Genomic DNA, 17,071 nt, shown 5'->3' with positions numbered 1-17,071 from the left:
GGTAGCCCCTCTCGATTCCGTGCGATTGCACTCTGGGCACTCGCTTACGTAGCGACGATGACCGCCATTCTGTGGGGTTTGCAATACGGTCGCGACATGGTCGTTGCCCAACTGGGCGACCCCGCATCGGTGGCGGCGTGGCGCGAGTGGGCCGAGGAAACCCGCCGTCCGACCGACGCTGATCAGCCGGTTGAGAGGCGTCCGGTGAAAAGTGACGAACCGCCGGCCCTGATCTTGATGCGCGATCATTTCGGCTCGGTGCGGGCCGTGGCACTCGTGATCGGAACGTTTGTATTCGCGTTTCTCGGCTTTCTCGGTCATGGAATCTGGAGGCAGCGGGGCATCGCGCCTGGCGGCTCGCGACACTCGATGCACGAATGAGGCCCATGAAATCGGTCCGACGCGACGCGATTTACCGCTAGCGAAGCGTTCCGCGAGAAACTCCAGAAACGTCGATAAAATCCCTCCGAAAATGCTTTTCGCCCTCGCCAGGTCTCAGTACAATGAGGGCCTGTCGTACGGCAGTTCGCCGGAAATCGGGAGCGAGCAGTATCAACGACCGCGTTCTGCGGTTCGCTCCGGCAACTGTCTGAATGACAATCCCTTCGTTCGGTTTCGTCGAACAATTGTTAAAGCGTCCTCATGGTTTTGCGCATGCATTGCTGCATTTTCGCTGCGCGCGAGAGCTGCATTGTCGCGGCGCGCGAGGTTTGCCTTCGCGCTGACGTTGCGCGCTTTGATGGCAACGGGCATTGCTGGTATGCGCCGCACGTGTTCGACGCTGCCGTGTCCGCTTTTGGAAAGGTTCGACGGTGAACGGAAACGCCAAGCGTTCCCCAAACGATAGCACTCGGAAGAAAACTATGATCAGTAACCTGGCCGAATCGCCCACCAGCACCCGGCCGCATTTGCCGCGCGTACCGGATCCGATCGTTAAGGACCTCGTCAAGGTTTTCAAGCTGCTCTCGGACGAGACGCGCTTGCGCGTGCTCCTGTACCTGACGCAGCAGCCCGAGCTGCACGTGCGGGCGTTGTGCGACCTGTTGGCGCAAAGCCAACCGGCGGTCAGCCATCACCTGGCGCTATTGCGCGTGGCCGGACTGATCGAATCGCGGCGCGAAGGGAAGCACAACTTCTATCACTTGCTGCCCGACCGCTTCGAAACACTGCTGGATATGTTCTTCGCCAGCGTGCCCAAGGACGAGCGCCGGATCCGCTTCGAAGACTACGTACTGAGCTACGCCCCCTCGGGAACGATGGCATAAGCCGTGCTTACTCCTCACTGCGCGGCGTTTGATCTATCGGGAAATAAATAGCAGTGCTGGCGCAACCTACTGTCGACGCTTTCTGCGATTGCGGCCGCGACATTTGGGGTCATCACCCGCGCAGGTAGGAGTAAGCGCCCTTGGGTCTAAACAAGTTCCCTTGCCAGGGTGCGATGCCTTATCGCCGGGGTGCCCTACCTTTCGGCGCGGTGCCATGCTTTTTCCGCGGCACGCGGATAAGCATGTCTAGCGAACCAAGCGCCGCGCAACTCTCACTGCCGCCGCAAAAGCTATTGCGAACTCTTGGCCGACCCACCGTCGATGCTCAGAGTCGGCGAAGTCACACACTGGCGGCGCGAGCGTTTGTGCGCCGGGAACAGCATGACCTGCGCACTGTACGAATCGTCGTCCGGCAGCGCACTGATCGCCGTAGTCGTCGCGTCAGCCCCCAGGCCTGCGTAGGCCACAACCGAATAGCGCGGATTCTGCGGGTTCGTGCCCGCGGCGATCACTGCCGAGCGCGCGTCGGCATACGTCTCACCCCGCAGTTCGAACGACCCGGCCTGGAATTTCACCGGCAGCGCCGCCGCTACGCGTGCGGTCACGGCGTTGGTCGCCGGCCGGCCGATCAACAACAGATGGTGATTCTTCAAATCCGCGTCGCTGACTTCTTGATCGCTTTTGATAGTGATCAACACATTGCCCCAGCGACGGGCGATCTTACGCGCCAGCAGGTCGGCCGCTTCGCGCTGCGCGGCCCGGTCCGCAAGCGTGCCGTACACAATCAGCGACTGCTCGGGCTCCTCTTCAAACGAATCAATCGACCAAATTCCTTCGCCAGCGCTTGTCGAGCTGCGAGTTCCCGTCAGCCAAGGCGCGAAGAACGAATCGAGCGATCGGCCGCAGGCCTTCTCGGCGGCGGCGCGGAATTCGCCGCTGGTTACTTCCTGGCCAGCATGCGCCTGGCCGAAATCGTCCATAAGTTTGTCAAAGGTCTCGGCCTCCAGTTCGTGCCGCAACGCGACCAGTAGCATGACCCCCTTACCGGCCGCGATGTGATACCAGCTATCGGTCTCCCAATCGAATCGCGTGTCAGCTAGCGGTACGTCGTGCCCCAGCCGCGCCACGCCGGTCAGCCACTGCGAGCGACGGATGAAGTGCGCCACGTCGAGGTGATCCTGCGCCGCACGGTCGAGAGCTTCTCCCTTAGCTGCCGATTTCAGCGCCTTTTCGAGTGCCACGATGCGCTCGTATCCGGCGTGTCCGGCCGCCAGCCAGGTGTCGGCGTCGGTCTTTGGCAACAGCGTGCCGCGCCAAGCGGCCGAAAGTGAAACCGGCTTCTCAAACCGATCTTCCTTCTCTTCAGGGAACGGTGCACTGTCAGCCAGGGTGGGTGGCTCTGCCGGCGCAGTGCCGACAACGTCCATCGACACAAGTGCCCAGTCGTTGCTCAGCAGCGGCTGCAAGCCAGGGCAATGCTCGCGATCTTCTTCGGTGGGCGTCCAGGCGCGTCCCAGCGGCGGACCGAACAGCGCCCAGCTTTTCAATTCCTTGGCCAGCTTCGTGGTGGTGAACTTGGCATCGCACGAGGGAAAGCCCGCCAATGGTGCCGTGGTGAACGCCTCGAATCCGAAGTCGGTTTTCAGCTTCCCTTGATGTTCACGAAATAATCGCAGCCACGCCCGATCGCGATCCGTGGGATGCAAGACCAGGTTCCCCGGCTTGCCGCTCAGGGTCGGCAACGATTCCTTACGCACGTCCATATCTTTGGCGTTATTGCAGCCCCAATAGAATCCGCGCGTCCCGCCGGGCCACTCGTTACGGCTGCTGCGCCACAGTTTGCTGTTGTGCGTTCCGAGTTCGAACATCGCGATCTCGCCCGTGTTGATGTCGGCCAGCATCCATTCGTTCGAGTACAGCCCGTTGTTGGCCGTGGAAAGGATCTTGATCGCCTTATCGATCGAATCGGCATACTGCACGGCCTGGCGAATCCGCGAAGCGAGGGCCTGACCTGTGATATCGAAATCGGTCTGGCGAATGGTCGTTTCCAGCACCAGGATGCCGGCGCTATTGATGTAATAATCCAGGCCGCTCATGATGCCGCCGGGATAACTCTGCATGACGATGCGATGTCCGGCCTGCGGCTTCAGATCGAGCCAGACGTTGTAATGATGCGCATCGGACAGGCTGCACATCGTGATGTGCCCAAAGATGATGTCGCCATCGGCCGTGGCCGGAGCCGTGGCGGCAAAGGCACTGCAATGTTCCTCGGCGGCATGTGGCCGCTCGGTGCTGATCGGCTGATGATACGTTTCATCGTCCAACCCCGTGGCCGTGGCGTGGACCCCGGGGGCCAAATACGCAACCTCCATGTCCGAGTTGAGCGTCACGATGTCGATCAGGTCGACCGGTCGATCGTCGTACTTCGCGCCGGCCGCGGCGGCGCCGTCGGCGATGCCCTTCATCTCTTCCAGGTATTCCGCGTCGTAGCGACGCAGAAAGAGCGCATTGACCAGCGTGCGCACATCGCGCCAGGCTTCGGCAGGAGATTTAGGACTGCGGCAAATCGCTCGCTTCTTGATCGAATCGGCGATCTCGGCTGCCAGCAGTCGGCCATGCTGAACGCCGCGTTCATAGGGCGCTCCTTCGATGTGCAAAACGATCCAGCCCGCCTGCGGATAGCGGTAGGCCGGTCCATAACGCACGACGGACGCCGGATCGGGCCGAAACGCGGTCGCACTGGGCAGCGGCTTTCGCTCGATCGAGGAATTCGCCGCGACCACGGTCGCTTCGGCTCCCAACATCGGTCGAGCAAGCCCCAGGCTCGCCACGATTCCCACCAGCACGATCCGTAACGGAATCCTCGGCATGACGTCTCCTTTGACGAAGTTCGGATCGTACTTGCCCACGGCGCACTACCGCACGCTCCGTCGTGGCACCGCGGAACAATCTCGACGATCGGCTAAACGCTTAAGGTCGGACGACGATCTCGGGCATCATCAGCGCGACCCCTTCCCGATGAATCAACTCCAGCCGACCGATCGCCGTCGTCACGGCTTGCAGTCGCTGCCCATCCAGTTGGCGCAGGTAGGGAAGCACGGCATCGAGCAAGGGTGAAGTCCGCGCCGACATCAGCGTCGACAACGACACGCCATTCGACTCATCGTCGTCTTCCCCCATGGCGCTCCCCAAGAGCGTCTGGATGAAGGATTTCGGCTCGGGCAGCAGCCGTACTTCGTACTTCTCAATTTTAGCTTGCGCCGCGGCCTCGTGGATGGCATCGCTGAGCGTGCCGATTCGATCGACCAGGCCCAGATCCAGCGCCTGCCGGCCGGTATAAACGCGTCCGCCGGCTAATTCGTCGATCGGTTTCTTGAGCTTCTCGCCGCGGACCGCGACGACGTGCCCTTTAAAGACACCGTAGATATCGTCCATCCAGGCCTGCATGCGTGTTCGCTGCGCCTCCGTGAATGGATGCGACGTGCTCATGATGGCGGAGTTTTCGCCGCGGCCGTAGGCTTTCCAGTTGATGCCGACCTTGTTCCATAGTCCCAACGTGGCGAGCTTGCCCCCCACGACACCGATTGAGCCCGTGATGGTGCTGTCGTCGGCATAGATCACATCCGTGCCGCAGGCAACGTAATAGCCGCCACTGGCCGCGACATTGCCCATCGAGACAACGACCGGCTTCTTGCCTTTCACACGCTTAGCAGCGGCCAAGATGATGTCGCTGGCCGTGGCCGATCCGCCAGGCGAATCAACGCGCAGCACCACGGCCTTTACCGAATCGTCGTTTGCCGCGTCATCGAGAGCTTTGCGAATCGGCGTGCTTCCGGCCGATTTGCCCCCGAAGCTCAGCGGGCTGGCATCGGCCGCGCCCAGCACGATCGCCCCCTCGACGTTGACGATCGCGATCGCTTCCTTGGTCGATTTCTTTTTCTTGCCGCCGCCGAGCAATTCGGCGTAGAAGTTCATGATCCCCATCGGCGAGGAGAAATCGATCTGCCCGGCCGCCTTGGCCCCGTACTTGTGGTCGAACTTGACGTTGTCGCCAAAGCGCACTTTGAGCGATGCTTCCAGGTCGTGTCGTTGTTGCACACGGTCGATGATGCCCAGCTCGAGCGCTTTGCCCGACGTGTAAGGCCCACCGTCGATCCAGCCCCGGACCTTTGCCTCGTCGACGTTGCGTCCCTGGGCAATCAGCTTGATCGTCGTTTGATAGCTGCTGTCCATCAGCCAGTTCTGCATCTCCTCGGCTTGCGGACTCGGTCCGTCGCGCATGAAGGTTTCCGAGGCGCTCTTGTAATCGCCGCAGTGTAGGAAATCCGGCGTGACGCCGATCTTGTCGAGCAATCCGCGCAGGTAGGGGCTTTCGGCGTAGTACCCGGTGAGCCATAGATCGCCGGTCGGCACGACCGAGATTTCGCTGGCGCCGGCCGCCAAAACGTAATCCTGCATCGTGAGTCCTTCGGCAAACAGGCAGACGTCCTTGCTGGCCGCGCGAATGTCAGCCATCCGTTGACGAATCTCTTCGGCTTGGGCCAATGTCACGCTGGTACCATCCAGAGAAATCACCACCGCCTTCACATTCTCGTCCTCGCGGGCTTTCGTCAGTCGCTCGATCAGGCTCTGCAGCGTGACCGAATGACTGGTGCCCATCAGGAAGTTTTCTTCGGCAGGTGTCTCCACGATGGGACCGCGCAGGCGGAACACGGCCACCACTGACTTGGCTTTCGCATCCTTCTTGCCATCGGCCGCAGCGGCAGGGCCGGCAAGCGCGAGTGACGACGCATACAAAGCAATCAGGAATAAGCAGGAACGCATCGAGTGCTCTCCTCTGGCGATGAAGGGGGTCGCGCGATGTGCGACGAGTCGGCTGCGAGGCATCGTTACGCCTCGGCAGACTGTTCGCCAAAGCGTGCAGTTTATTATAGGTTTCTCGCCCCAGTGGCAGGAGCCCCGCCGCTGGCACCACGGCGAAAACCTTGCTCCGGCCAGTGCATGCGCACGGAAGTGGGCGAGCTTACGACGGCTGTTCGGCGGCGCTACGCCCCATCCAACGATTTGCAGCCCATAGCACGGTGAGCAAGACGGCCCATTGAGCCAGCACCGTGCCGACATTCTCGACCCGGTCGGGCCGCAGCCATTCGATCGCGCGAGCAGTCATGGCTAACGACTCGCCACTGGCCGAGGTCGCACCGGGAAATGTCTGCCAGAAGAACCACACCATCAGCACCACCCCCTGTACGGGAACTAGCACCCAAATGGCGAACGACCACCACCGGCCGATCGTGATCTGATTGCATGCCAGGTTCACGTAGCGGTGGCGAAATTCCTCTAAGCCATATTTCACCGCGACATAGCCGAACATTAGGCCGCTGGGGATCAAGGCGTTCGCCCACACCCAATCCTGATTGGCGAGAAAGTCTAGGCTCACTGCGCTCGGCACGCCGCCCAGCAGACCGATGCCGCCGGCGATCAGCAAGGACCTATTGCGCGTGATCCCCAGATCCTGCAGGCCGCGCACCGCCAGCTCAACCATCGAGATCAGCGACATGAACGCCGCCATGAAGAGCGCCGCGAAAAAGAAAATCATGAACAGCCCGCCGGCCGGCATCTGCGCGAACAACTGCGGAAACCAGACGAACGTCAGGCCGTAGTTACCGGCGCCGACGATTTGCTTTTCGGCGTCCGGCATGATGGCGAAAATCGTACACAGCACGGCCACGCCCGATAGCAGCGAGGCGATGTTGTTGCCGATCCCCAATAGGAAGCAATTGACGCTGCTATCGTCCTTCGCGCGAACGTAGATGGCATAGACCGTGATCAACCCCCAACCAGATCCCGTGTCCCAGGCGTTCTGCGTGAGCGCTTCGAGCCAGATGCTGTAGTTGCCCAATTGCGACCAGTCGACCGTGAACATGAACTTCAAGCCGCGCTCGGCCCCTGGCAGCAGCGCTGCGCGAATCGCCAGCGCCACGATCAAAAAGAACAGGCTCGGCAGCAGGATCGTCGTCACGCGCTCGATGGCGCCGACGCCGCGCCAGATCACCCCCAGCGCCAAACTCATGCTGATGAAATGCAGTACCAGCGGCCACGGGCCGGCAATGAACTGATCGTAGAACTGTTGCGGCTCGGCCTTGGCCAGCTCGCCGGTGAGCGACACGACGAAGTATTCCAACACCCAGCCGGTGACGACCGAGTAGTAGAACATGATCGCCACGGCCACGAGCGTGACCCAGGCCCCCATCCATGCGAACCGTGGCCCGATCAGCCGCACGATCGAGCCCAAGGGTCCGGCCTTCATCCCGCGCCCCAGCGCGAACTCGAGAATGATCAGCGGGATGCTCCAGGCGAACAGCGAGATCACCCAGGGCAACAAAAACGTGCCGCCGCCATTCTTGGCCACGATGCGTGGGAAGCGCCAAATGCTGCCGGTTCCGACGGCCATGCTGAGCATGGCGAACAATAGCGCCCAGCGCGAGGAGAAAGATTTCTGTTCGTCCATGCGGTCCGATCGCGCTAAAGGCGGCGGTGGCGATAAACCCGGGGCGGCCGTAATGTTCAATCACCGAGACGCTCGGCAGCAACCACGTTCGGCGGCCAGCTCGCCCGCGATCGGGAAACCGAACGCAGCTCACGTACCGCACGAACTATAGTTGAACGTCGGCCCAACGGCTTTTATAAGATAAGAACTATGAGCGACGGCGTCATCCACACGCACCGGCTGGTCCTGCCGGTGGATACGAATCATCACCACACCCTGTACGCAGGCTCGCTCTTGCGCATTGCGCTCGAGGCCGCTTATATCACGGCCCACCAAACGATCGGCGACGGCGCCAATTTTCTCCTGCGGCGTGTCCTCTCGCTGGAATGCTACCGGCCTGTCCCTGTCGGCTCGATGATCGAGATTCAAGGGATCGTCCTGCACACGACCCGCGCGTATCTGGTGGTCGGCCTGCTGGGCACCCCGTTAGCCGGCGACGAGGGCCCGTGGATGGACGCCCTGATGGGCTTCGTGCAAGTCGATGCAGCCGGCCAACCCGCGCCACTTCCCGTCGAATCGCTGGCACCACAGAACGCCGATCAGTGCTGGCAAGAGCTACGCGAGCGCCTGGAAAAACTCCTGCGAATCCGCAACAGCAGCTAATCGCAGCAGAATCGCTACGGTCCATTAAAACCCCTCTCCCTCCGGGGAGAGGACAGGTTGAGGGGCGCTATACTGGGCGGGGCGACGACAGCGCGCAGACGAAACGAGAAAAGGGTGTTGGCACCCGCCGATCCACCCGCCCCTACAGATACCGTTCCAGCACGCGGCGACTCGCCGAGTCCAGCTTCTTGGTATCGGGCACAATGTAACGCATGCCGGCGGAATCGAGCAGAATCGCGCCGCGCGGGCCAACGCGCCGCACGTCGTCCTCACTTTTCAGCAGAAACTCGGTCCGGCCGCGATCGGTATCAACTTCCCACCGCGAAGGATCCGCATTCGACGAGACGCTGACGATGCGCTCGATCACGGGCATGAATTCCCGCCGACCGAGCTCTTCTTCAACCATTTTGCGGGATGCGGCCGGCATCGTCTGCAGATCGTCGATCCACAGCACTTCGACCCCTTCCACGTTGCAGATCGAAATACCGCGCTGTGCATCGGATAGCGGAAACGCGCGGATCGGCTCGACACCCACGTGACGACGGCCATTGCTATCGATTAGCACCAAGCGGCCGAACGAGTCGTACTGCAGCGAAATCCCGGCGAGCTGCGCAGCGCGAGAGCCCTCATCCTTGTCAGTTGCCATGATTGCTACGCCTCCGTGTCCGCATCAGGTTCAGGCTACCACTTAGCGCGAGCGTCATTATTCGAGCGCTTCCCGCGCCAGTGCCAACTGGGCCCGATGCAACCGGGCGTACATGCCGGGGGTTTGCACCAGCTCTTGATGCTGCCCGGTCTCCACGATGCGGCCGCGATCGAGCACGATCAAACGATTGGCCCGCCGCAGCGTACTCAAACGATGTGCGATCGCGATCGTCGTACGACCTTGCGTGAGATTGTCGAGCGCTTCCTGAATTTCGCGCTCGGTTTCGGTATCGACCGAGCTGGTTGCTTCGTCCAAAATCAGAATTCTCGGATCGATCAAGATGGCGCGGGCAATCGAGATGCGCTGCCGCTCGCCACCCGAGAGCGACTGCCCCCGTTCGCCGACCAGCGAGTCATAACCATCGGGCAGCCGCATGATGAACTCATGCGCCTTCGCCGCGCGAGCTGCTGCGATGATATCTTCACGCGTAGCGTCGGGACGACCGTAAGCGATGTTCTCTAAGATCGTGCCGAAGAACAAGAACGGATCTTGCAGCACCATGCCGATGTTCTGGCGGTACTCAGAGACGGGGAACTGCCGGATGTCGACCCCATCGACCAACACCGAGCCCTGCGTCACGTCGTAGAAGCGGCAAACCAGATTCACCAGTGTGCTCTTACCCGACCCGCTCGGTCCGACCAGGCCGACCATCTCGCCCGGTTCGATCGTCAGATCGACGTTCTCGATGACCTGGCGATTGCCATAGCGGAACCCGATGCCGCGCAACTCAATCTCACCGTGAATACGCCCCGGGTGAACGGGGACCGCGGGCTCGGGCACGCTTGGGACGCGGTCCAAGATTTCGAAAATGCGCTGCGAACTGGCTGCGGCACGTTGCGTCATCGAGAACATCCGGCTCATCGATTCCAGCCGGGTGTAGAACCGCATGATGAACAGGTAAAAGCCGGCCACGTACTGGGGCTCGATGCGGAAATCAAAAACCCGCCACGCACCAAAGGCCCACACGACCAGCAGCCCGCCGGTATTCAAAAACAGCACCAGCGGCCAGAAGAATGCCCATACCATGTTGACGCGATTATTGGCGTGAACCACGCGATCGTTCGCGCGGACGAAGCGGTCGGTTTCGCGATTCTCTTGGGCGAACGCCTTGACGACGCGGATGCCCGGGATCGTATCGGCCAGAACGTTGGTCATCTCGGACCAAGCGCGGCCGCCGCGCGTGAAGCCGTGTTGCAACTGCCCGCGAACGTAGTAAACCAACCAGCCGACCAGCGGCAGCGGCAATAGGCCCGCCAAGGCCAGGACCGGGTCCCAGGTAAACAAAATGACCGACATGCCAATGAGAAACAAAATGTCGCTGGCGAAGTCGACAACGTTATCGGCCAGGAAGTTGCAAATGCGATCGGTGTCGCTGGAAATGCGCGCAATGAGATCGCCGGTGCGTTTACCGCCGAAGAATTCGAGCGACAGCTTGTGCAGGTGGGCATAGGTTTGGTTGCGCAGGTCTCCCGCGATGCTCTCGCTGACGCGCGACATGACAACGCCCTGGGCCCAACCAAGCAGCCAGGCCGCGACGGCCGAGGCGCCCATTCCCAACAGGCACAGGCTCACCAGCCGGCCAAAACTCGGGCCGTCATGATCCTGTAGCGCGTCGAGCGCCTTTTCGCGCATGACCGGTGTCAGACGCGGCTCTTCGGTGATCTTGCGGAACTCTTCGTAGTGTTCATTCAAACCGCCTAGCAACGGGACGGTTAGATACGTCGGGATCAGTCCGGCCGTCGTGGTCGACACGGTAAGGACGAATCCCAACAGGACCATGCCCCATCGTTGCCGAGCGAAACGCGCCAGACGCCATAGAGCCTTGGTGCTGACAGGCGCTTCGGCGGGCTGCGCGATTACTTCGCCTTCATCCGGCTCGAGATTCTCGAGCGGCAAACCGCGGCGCACACCATCGAAGCATCGAACGAATTCATGGGCGCTTGCCGCCAGCCCATTCGTATATCGCCAATGACCCAGGCGGCGATCGGAAGCCAAAAGCTCGAGGGTGCCCAGGCCGCTCTTTTCTCTGGCGCGTACGTTGGCGACGTCATTCAGCGGCCAACTATCCCACTCGGTCGTTGTCACTTCGCCGTTGTCGCGCGCACGTGCCGGCGCGGCCGCCAGGATGCGACGGTCGGTCAGCAACACCAAGCCCGTCCCGTAACGCAACGGGCTAGCCAGGTCGGGTGTGAACCAAGCGTGGATCACTTCCCCTGATTCGAGTTGAGCCAGGGCCGTGCGACGCCAAGCGTCGGGCAGCGTTGGCAGGATGAAAGGTACATCGTCCAAAGGAGTGTGCTCCAAGGCAGGGGCCATCAGGCCGGGCGCGGCGGGCGGGGTGTAGCAGGCAAGCGACTCGCTCAATTCTAAACCCTAAATCCGTGCGGACAAATCAGATCGTTAAAACCCTTGTAGGTCCGATGATTCCCACCGTTCCGGCTGCGCGGCCCTTGACCGGCCGCGACATGCCCGTAAAGCTGACCTGGGGCAAATTTGTCTGCCAGGCTAGCTGTGCGGCCAGCGCTTAATCAAACCCGTCCGACGTTACGCAACGTCGGCCCGCACAAGCAGTTGCAAACACCGTTCCAAAAATCCCGCCTTTATGGAAATTCGCCGGATTCGCACGTTGCGCGGCTCGAACACCTGGGCCTGGTTTCCCGTGCTCGAAGCGCTGATCGATCTCCAAGAGCTAAAGGACTCTCCGTCCAACATCTTGCCCGGCTTCAACGAGCGGGTCATGTCCTGGCTGCCGTCGATGATCGAACATCGCTGCAGCATCGGCGAACGGGGGGGATTCTTCGAGCGTTTGCGACGCGGAACGTACCAGGGACATATCCTGGAACACGTCACGCTCGAACTGCAGCAACTGGTGGGCTGCAACGTCGGCTTCGGCAAGGCGCGCGAGACAACCGAGGAAGGGGTCTACAAGGTCGTCATCGAGTTCGAGGACGCCACGCTCGGCCTGGAATGTTTTCGCACAGCCATGCGCCTGAATCAGGCCGCCGTCTATGCAACTCCCTTCGACATCAAGGAAGAACTCGATCGCCTGCGCGACATGGCAGATGATTTATGCCTGGGGCCCAGCACGCGCGCGATCGTCGACGCGGCCGAAGCACGCGATATTCCGACCCATCGCTTGAATACGGGCAGCCTCGTGCAGCTCGGCTGGGGTGCCCGGCAACGCCGCATCCTGACCGCCGAAACCGATCGCACCTGCGCCATCGCCGAGTCGATTGCGCACGACAAGGAGCTGACCCGACGTTTGCTGCGCACGATTGGTGCGCCTGTGCCCGAGGGGCGTCCCGCCACCGATGCGGACGATGCCTGGGAAGCAGCGGAGGAGATCGGCACGCCCGTCGTGGTAAAGCCGCGCGACAGCAACCACGGTCGCGGCGTCTTCACGGGGCTTACGACGCGCGAACAAGTGACCTCGGCGTTTACCTACGCCAATGGCATCGGCAGCGGTGTGCTAGTCGAACGCTTCGCGCCAGGCGCCGAGCATCGTTTACTCGTGGTCGACGGCCGCGTCATCGCGGCTTCGCGCGGCGAACCGGCCGTGATCGTCGGCGATGGATCGCGCCATGTGGCGCAATTGATCGACGAGCAACTCAACTCTGATCCGCGCCGTGGTGAAGATTGCTCGAGCCTGCTCTACACGATCGAGCTCGACCCGATCACGACCCTGGCGCTCGAGCAGCAGGGTTACCGCCCGGACTCCATTCCCGCGGCCGGCACGCGCATCCTGATTAAGCGCAATGGCAACGTCGATACCGACGTTACCGAGCGCGTTCATCCCGAGGTGGCAGCGCGCGCCGTCGAGGCCGCCGCGGTCGTGGGTCTGGATATCGCCGGGTTGGATATCGTGGCCGAAGACATTGGCCGCCCGCTCGAAGAGCAAGGAGGCGCGATCGTCGAGGTCAACGCCGGGCCAGGTCTGCAGATGCACGTGCAGCCGGCCTCGGGCAAGCCGCGCCCCGTGGGTGAAGCGATCGTCGCGACAATGTTTCCGCCAGGCGAGAATGGTCGCATCCCGCTCGTCGCCGTGACCGGCAGCAAGGGGAAGACCGCCACGGTACGTTTACTCGGGGCCATTCTCCAACGTGGCGCCGGTCCGGTGGCCCTTGCTACGAGCGACGGCGTATTTCGTGACGGCAAGCTCGTGAAGCCCGGCGACGCCAGCGGCTACGACGGCGCTCAGGCAATTCTGCAACATCCGCAAGTCGAATGGGCCGTTTGCGAAGTCAGCGCCGAGAGCGTGCGCGATGAAGGGCTCGGCTTCGACGACTGCGACGTGGCCGTCGTGACGTGCGTGGACCACGAACATCGGGACGACCTGAACGATGCCGAGCGCGCCGAACAGATTTCGGTGCTCAAGCGCTGTGTCGTCGAGGCCGTGGCGAAACAACGCGGCTGGGCCGTATTGAATGCCGACGAACCGACCACCGCGGCCATGGCTGAACACTGCCGGGGTTCGCTGATTTATTTCACGCGCGATCCGCGGAATGCGATCGCGCTCGCGCATCGCAGCAAAGGGGGGCGCGTCGTGCTGAGCGCCCCGGGCCGGCTGCGGATGTTCGCCGGGGATAAATTGCCCGTCGAAATCACGCTCCCTGGGAACGGGCCTGAACAACCCGATCTGGCGCAGACGGATTATGCCGCGGCGGCTGCCGGCGCGGCCTGGGCTCTGGGGCTTTCGCTGGACGAAATCGCACGCGGGCTATCGCGCGGCGTTACCTAGGTGGCGGGTGCTGCGCAAGTGCCTGCCGTCTGATCGCGCGGGGAAAGCGGAAAGGCTCAGCGGCTGCTAACCGAGCATATCGCCGTAAACTTTGCCTTGGTTGCCTTGCTTGCAAGCGCACGAACGTCTTGTGACGCGGGCCGGGCGATTTCTCACCATCCTGCCCCTTTCCGACCGACTGCAAGAAAGTGACGCGGTCGATCGGTTTCATGCCGACTGCGTCCCGATTCCCGCACTTCTTTCATAACGGGCAAGGTCCGCGTCGATCGTTGCGGTCCACACAGGCCGCACGGTTTACCAAAACGTACAGGGACGTGCTATGAAGTCGTTCGCATTGCCTGTCGCCGTCGCGACAATTGCTCTCTTGCTGGCCGACCATGCGTCGGCACAAAGCGGCATCCGTTACGTGGCAATGGCCGGCGGCAAGCCAGTGCCCAAGGCGACGCGCCGTCCCTCGGCTCGGTTGACCTCGCAGGCCGCGGGCGAACAGGTCGAAGAGAAGGAAGGTGCCTACTCCGCTGGCGAGCTTTCGGGTGGATATGTCGCAAACGGCGGAGGATGGTTCGGCTCGCGTCCCGATTTCGGAGTCCTGCCGGGAGGTATGTCCGTGTGGCCCGGTGTGCCGGCCTGCTGTGATCCTTGGCTGGGCTACTGCGGCGAGCCGCGCTGCAACCATTGCAGTTGCGGGCGCGGCCGGTATTTGTATTACCGTTGCAACAAAGATACCTGCACGCCCGAGCTCGTCACCTGGGGAGGCAAATGCAGCAAATGCGGCCAAGGCTGCTCGACCTGCGGCACGTGCGCCAACTGCGCGAGTTGCTCGCAAGGCTCGTACCAGGAGCCGACTCCCGCGGGAAGCGAAGTGATCAGCGACCGAGCTGTAGAAACATCCCCCGAGCCGACGCCCGATTCGGCGGACGTCACGCGCGAGCCGCCGAAGAAGTCGCCACCGCGCAACAAGCTACCGAAGATCCCGACCCCCTCGGCACTCGGCAAGACGGACTGGTTCCGCGGTTAGGCTTCGCAGCACATTCCGGCGGCCCGTGACGACAAGGAGCACCCCCTAGCGCGGGCTCTCCTGCTCGTCGGCCACCAGCTCCCACCCTTGCGCCCCGACGCGGAACGTGTACCGGCCGCTGTGGAGCGCCGTCCGGAAATCGCCAAAGCTCTCGCCGCGGTGGAACGCGATCGACCGATCATGATCGGCAGGCCAGTTCTGCGACTCGCCCGGGCTCAGCGAGAACATCTGGCCATCCAGCAGAAACAATACCACGCCACCGTTCTCGAGCGGATTCACGATGACGAGTTCGGCCGGCGGTAATTCCGCGGCCTCGGCAGTCTGCGCCCCGCCTGCAACGTCACTCTGCGGCGCAGATACCTGAGGCGCAGATACCTGATCGAGCGCGCGGGCGTTGCTGGCACCGTCAGTTCTTTCCGCTTCGACGACGGCGGAGTTCTCAGCAGACGGCTGAGCCGCGATTGTATCGCCATCGGCGGTTGCGTTCTCGGGAATTGCTCTCTCGGCAGATACATTCTCGGAAGCCAGCTCTGCCGAAGGCATCTCCTGAGGATTCGCACTATCCTCAGCTGCGCTGTCAACGGCGCTCGACGCCGTAGAGGTCATCACAGGCTCGGCCGGCGAACCAAACAAAACCACAAAGGCACGATGGCGTGCGTCAGCATCTCGAAAGCGGCCCGCTCGGCGATCGACTTCCCGCCTAATGATCGCGAACAGCGGCAGCTTCTTCGCGCCGACGTCGACTTGCTCTTGCGCCTCGACAGCCACGGCCGGCGTCGGATCACCGCCGAAGGCCGCGAAGACCTGTTTCACAGTGACCGTACTGTCGTGAGCCGACTGTGCTTCGGGATTTGTGTCTTGCGCCTGCGAAGACGCGAAAGATTGCTCGCTGCTGGTTGCCTCATCGCGAGGCGGGAGGGCGGGCTCCGGAGATGCACCGCTTGTCGACACCGGCTCGTCGCGTTCCGTTCGGGCGACGGTCATCGGATCGCTGGCAACAGATTCTGTGTGCTCGGCTTCTTGCAACGCCACGGCAGTCGGCGGCGGCGTATTCTCCGCTTCAACAGTGGTTGTCGCTGACGCACTCGACAATCGTGACACCATGATCTTGTGCGTCTGGACGACGATCAGCAGGACGCAGGAAATGACGGCGACCCAATACAACTGCTGCTTGGAATCTTTGGGAAGCCGCTTCTGCACGGAATTTCGCCAGAACTGTGCCGCGCGATTCATGATGCTGGCCCCCGAGTTTGTCGACGGAGTGTTTGCCGAAGCCGACGGGCGTGCCGCTGCCTCGGCGCGCACCTTACTAAGACAAACATAGGTCAAAAACCCCGGACCGTCCGGCGCCCCGAACTCTGGGTCTGGCAAGCTGCCAGCCCCCGGCCGCGTGCCGGCTTCTGCGAACTCCTTACACGCGGGGGAACGATTTAAACCGCCGCGCCTTCTTCCTGCGAGCCGAACGCTCCGCTCTCGGCGGAATCGTGCAACAGCGACAAGATCGCATTCACGCAGCTGAGCCCCCACACAATGGCCACGGCAAAGCAGATGATGCCCGGCACGAACGTTACCGGAACATGCTTCGAATAAGCCGTCAACAAGAATCCGGAAATCAGCGAGGCAAAGACGATTAGTCCCTGGCGGTTAGTCGCTAATTTCAGGCTCGACCGCGAATGCTTGTCGATGGCCGCGCCAGCATGGGATCTGGCCAGCGCGCGCATGGCGCCAAGATCGAGTCCTACCAGCGGGTTCTGCTCGCGCGACACGCTCGGCACAAACCATTGCTCCGGCTCGCCACTCTCGATCACGGGTTCCGCTTCCGGCGCACTTTCCTCGACCGACTCCTTCGCCGCTACGACGACCGTGGCATCCTCACCGCGGGCTTTGCGGCGCATGCGGTCGAGCAGGCCGACCATGTACTCTTCGATCGAGGCATCGTCATCGCCGGCGGAAGAGCCGGCCTGCGGTGCTTCGGGGATGCCGCCATCAGCGTGCGCGGCGACAGGATTTCGATTTTCCGCGTCGACCGATTGGCGACCTGAGCCCACGGCATTTCTTACAGCAGCTGCCGAACCAAAAGTGTGGTGCACCATTCGACTAATTCTCGCTCTGGGGAAGGACTTTGTGCAAAACGGTCGACAACGGGGATTCACGTCGCGAGGTCCTACGCGACGATTCGACGAACGCAAAAGCA

Annotated in this window: 12 protein-coding genes; 5 read left to right on the top strand and 7 right to left on the bottom strand. The window is 62.1% G+C overall.

Features of this window, described 5'->3' with window-relative positions:
* Positions 1-57: 57 nt before the first annotated feature.
* The gene (locus VGN12_17110) at positions 58-381 is read left to right on the top strand and encodes a hypothetical protein (GenBank protein ID HEY4311172.1); all 324 of its coding nucleotides are present in this window, start codon (positions 58-60) and stop codon (positions 379-381) included.
* 482 nt (positions 382-863) lie between these two features.
* Positions 864-1,265, top strand: a complete 402-nt coding sequence (locus VGN12_17105) for a metalloregulator ArsR/SmtB family transcription factor (protein HEY4311171.1) — start codon at positions 864-866, stop codon at positions 1,263-1,265.
* 290 nt (positions 1,266-1,555) lie between these two features.
* Here the strand turns inward: VGN12_17105 and VGN12_17100 are convergent, their stop codons facing one another.
* The 3 genes from VGN12_17100 to VGN12_17090 all read right to left on the bottom strand — a co-directional run bounded on the left by VGN12_17100 (position 1,556) and on the right by VGN12_17090 (position 7,773).
* On the bottom strand, positions 1,556-4,174 hold the full coding sequence (locus VGN12_17100) for a C45 family autoproteolytic acyltransferase/hydrolase (protein ID HEY4311170.1): 2,619 nt from the start codon (positions 4,172-4,174) through the stop codon (positions 1,556-1,558).
* 61 nt (positions 4,175-4,235) lie between these two features.
* Entirely contained in the window at positions 4,236-6,089 is a 1,854-nt protein-coding gene (gene sppA / locus VGN12_17095; GenBank protein ID HEY4311169.1) for a signal peptide peptidase SppA, read from the bottom strand.
* A 199-nt stretch (positions 6,090-6,288) separates the two neighbouring features.
* Positions 6,289-7,773 (bottom strand): sodium-dependent transporter, encoded by a 1,485-nt coding sequence (locus VGN12_17090; GenBank protein ID HEY4311168.1) that lies wholly within the window; start codon positions 7,771-7,773, stop codon positions 6,289-6,291.
* Positions 7,774-7,962: 189 nt separating this feature from the next.
* Between VGN12_17090 and VGN12_17085 the strand changes: the two genes are divergently transcribed.
* A complete protein-coding gene (locus tag VGN12_17085; protein HEY4311167.1) occupies positions 7,963-8,415 on the top strand; it encodes a hypothetical protein in 453 nt (150 codons plus the stop codon).
* A gap of 142 nt (positions 8,416-8,557) precedes the next feature.
* On the opposite strand, the gene VGN12_17080 is transcribed toward VGN12_17085, so the two are convergent.
* Both VGN12_17080 and VGN12_17075 read right to left on the bottom strand, forming a co-directional pair.
* Positions 8,558-9,061, bottom strand: a complete 504-nt coding sequence (locus tag VGN12_17080) for a DUF1854 domain-containing protein (protein ID HEY4311166.1) — start codon at positions 9,059-9,061, stop codon at positions 8,558-8,560.
* A gap of 57 nt (positions 9,062-9,118) precedes the next feature.
* A complete protein-coding gene (locus VGN12_17075) occupies positions 9,119-11,485 on the bottom strand; it encodes an ABC transporter ATP-binding protein (GenBank protein HEY4311165.1) in 2,367 nt (788 codons plus the stop codon).
* 238 nt (positions 11,486-11,723) lie between these two features.
* Between VGN12_17075 and cphA the strand changes: the two genes are divergently transcribed.
* Both cphA and VGN12_17065 read left to right on the top strand, forming a co-directional pair.
* Positions 11,724-13,859, top strand: coding sequence for a cyanophycin synthetase (gene cphA, locus VGN12_17070; GenBank protein HEY4311164.1), 2,136 nt, complete (start codon positions 11,724-11,726; stop codon positions 13,857-13,859).
* A gap of 319 nt (positions 13,860-14,178) precedes the next feature.
* Entirely contained in the window at positions 14,179-14,877 is a 699-nt protein-coding gene (locus VGN12_17065; GenBank protein ID HEY4311163.1) for a hypothetical protein, read from the top strand.
* Positions 14,878-14,922: 45 nt separating this feature from the next.
* On the opposite strand, the gene VGN12_17060 is transcribed toward VGN12_17065, so the two are convergent.
* Entirely contained in the window at positions 14,923-16,110 is a 1,188-nt protein-coding gene (locus tag VGN12_17060) for a hypothetical protein (GenBank protein HEY4311162.1), read from the bottom strand.
* A gap of 197 nt (positions 16,111-16,307) precedes the next feature.
* Positions 16,308-16,970, bottom strand: a complete 663-nt coding sequence (locus VGN12_17055) for a hypothetical protein (protein ID HEY4311161.1) — start codon at positions 16,968-16,970, stop codon at positions 16,308-16,310.
* Positions 16,971-17,071 lie beyond the last annotated feature (101 nt).

Source organism: Pirellulales bacterium, from assembly GCA_036499395.1.
GTDB lineage: Bacteria > Planctomycetota > Planctomycetia > Pirellulales > JACPPG01 > JACPPG01.
The sequence above is the reverse complement of the archived record's forward strand: the minus strand, read 5'-3'. Positions and strand labels throughout refer to the sequence as shown.

Bases quoted from the DNA above. Each gene is read 5' to 3' on its own strand.
- VGN12_17110 (HEY4311172.1), top strand. From the start codon at position 58: ATGACCGCCATTCTGTGGGGTTTGCAATACGGTCGCGACATGGTCGTT.
- VGN12_17105 (HEY4311171.1), top strand. From the start codon at position 864: ATGATCAGTAACCTGGCCGAATCGCCCACCAGCACCCGGCCGCATTTG.
- sppA (HEY4311169.1), bottom strand. From the start codon at position 6,089: ATGCGTTCCTGCTTATTCCTGATTGCTTTGTATGCGTCGTCACTCGCG.
- VGN12_17090 (HEY4311168.1), bottom strand. From the start codon at position 7,773: ATGGACGAACAGAAATCTTTCTCCTCGCGCTGGGCGCTATTGTTCGCC.
- VGN12_17085 (HEY4311167.1), top strand. From the start codon at position 7,963: ATGAGCGACGGCGTCATCCACACGCACCGGCTGGTCCTGCCGGTGGAT.
- VGN12_17080 (HEY4311166.1), bottom strand. From the start codon at position 9,061: ATGGCAACTGACAAGGATGAGGGCTCTCGCGCTGCGCAGCTCGCCGGG.
- cphA (HEY4311164.1), top strand. From the start codon at position 11,724: ATGGAAATTCGCCGGATTCGCACGTTGCGCGGCTCGAACACCTGGGCC.
- VGN12_17065 (HEY4311163.1), top strand. From the start codon at position 14,179: ATGAAGTCGTTCGCATTGCCTGTCGCCGTCGCGACAATTGCTCTCTTG.
- VGN12_17060 (HEY4311162.1), bottom strand. From the start codon at position 16,110: ATGAATCGCGCGGCACAGTTCTGGCGAAATTCCGTGCAGAAGCGGCTT.
- VGN12_17055 (HEY4311161.1), bottom strand. From the start codon at position 16,970: ATGGTGCACCACACTTTTGGTTCGGCAGCTGCTGTAAGAAATGCCGTG.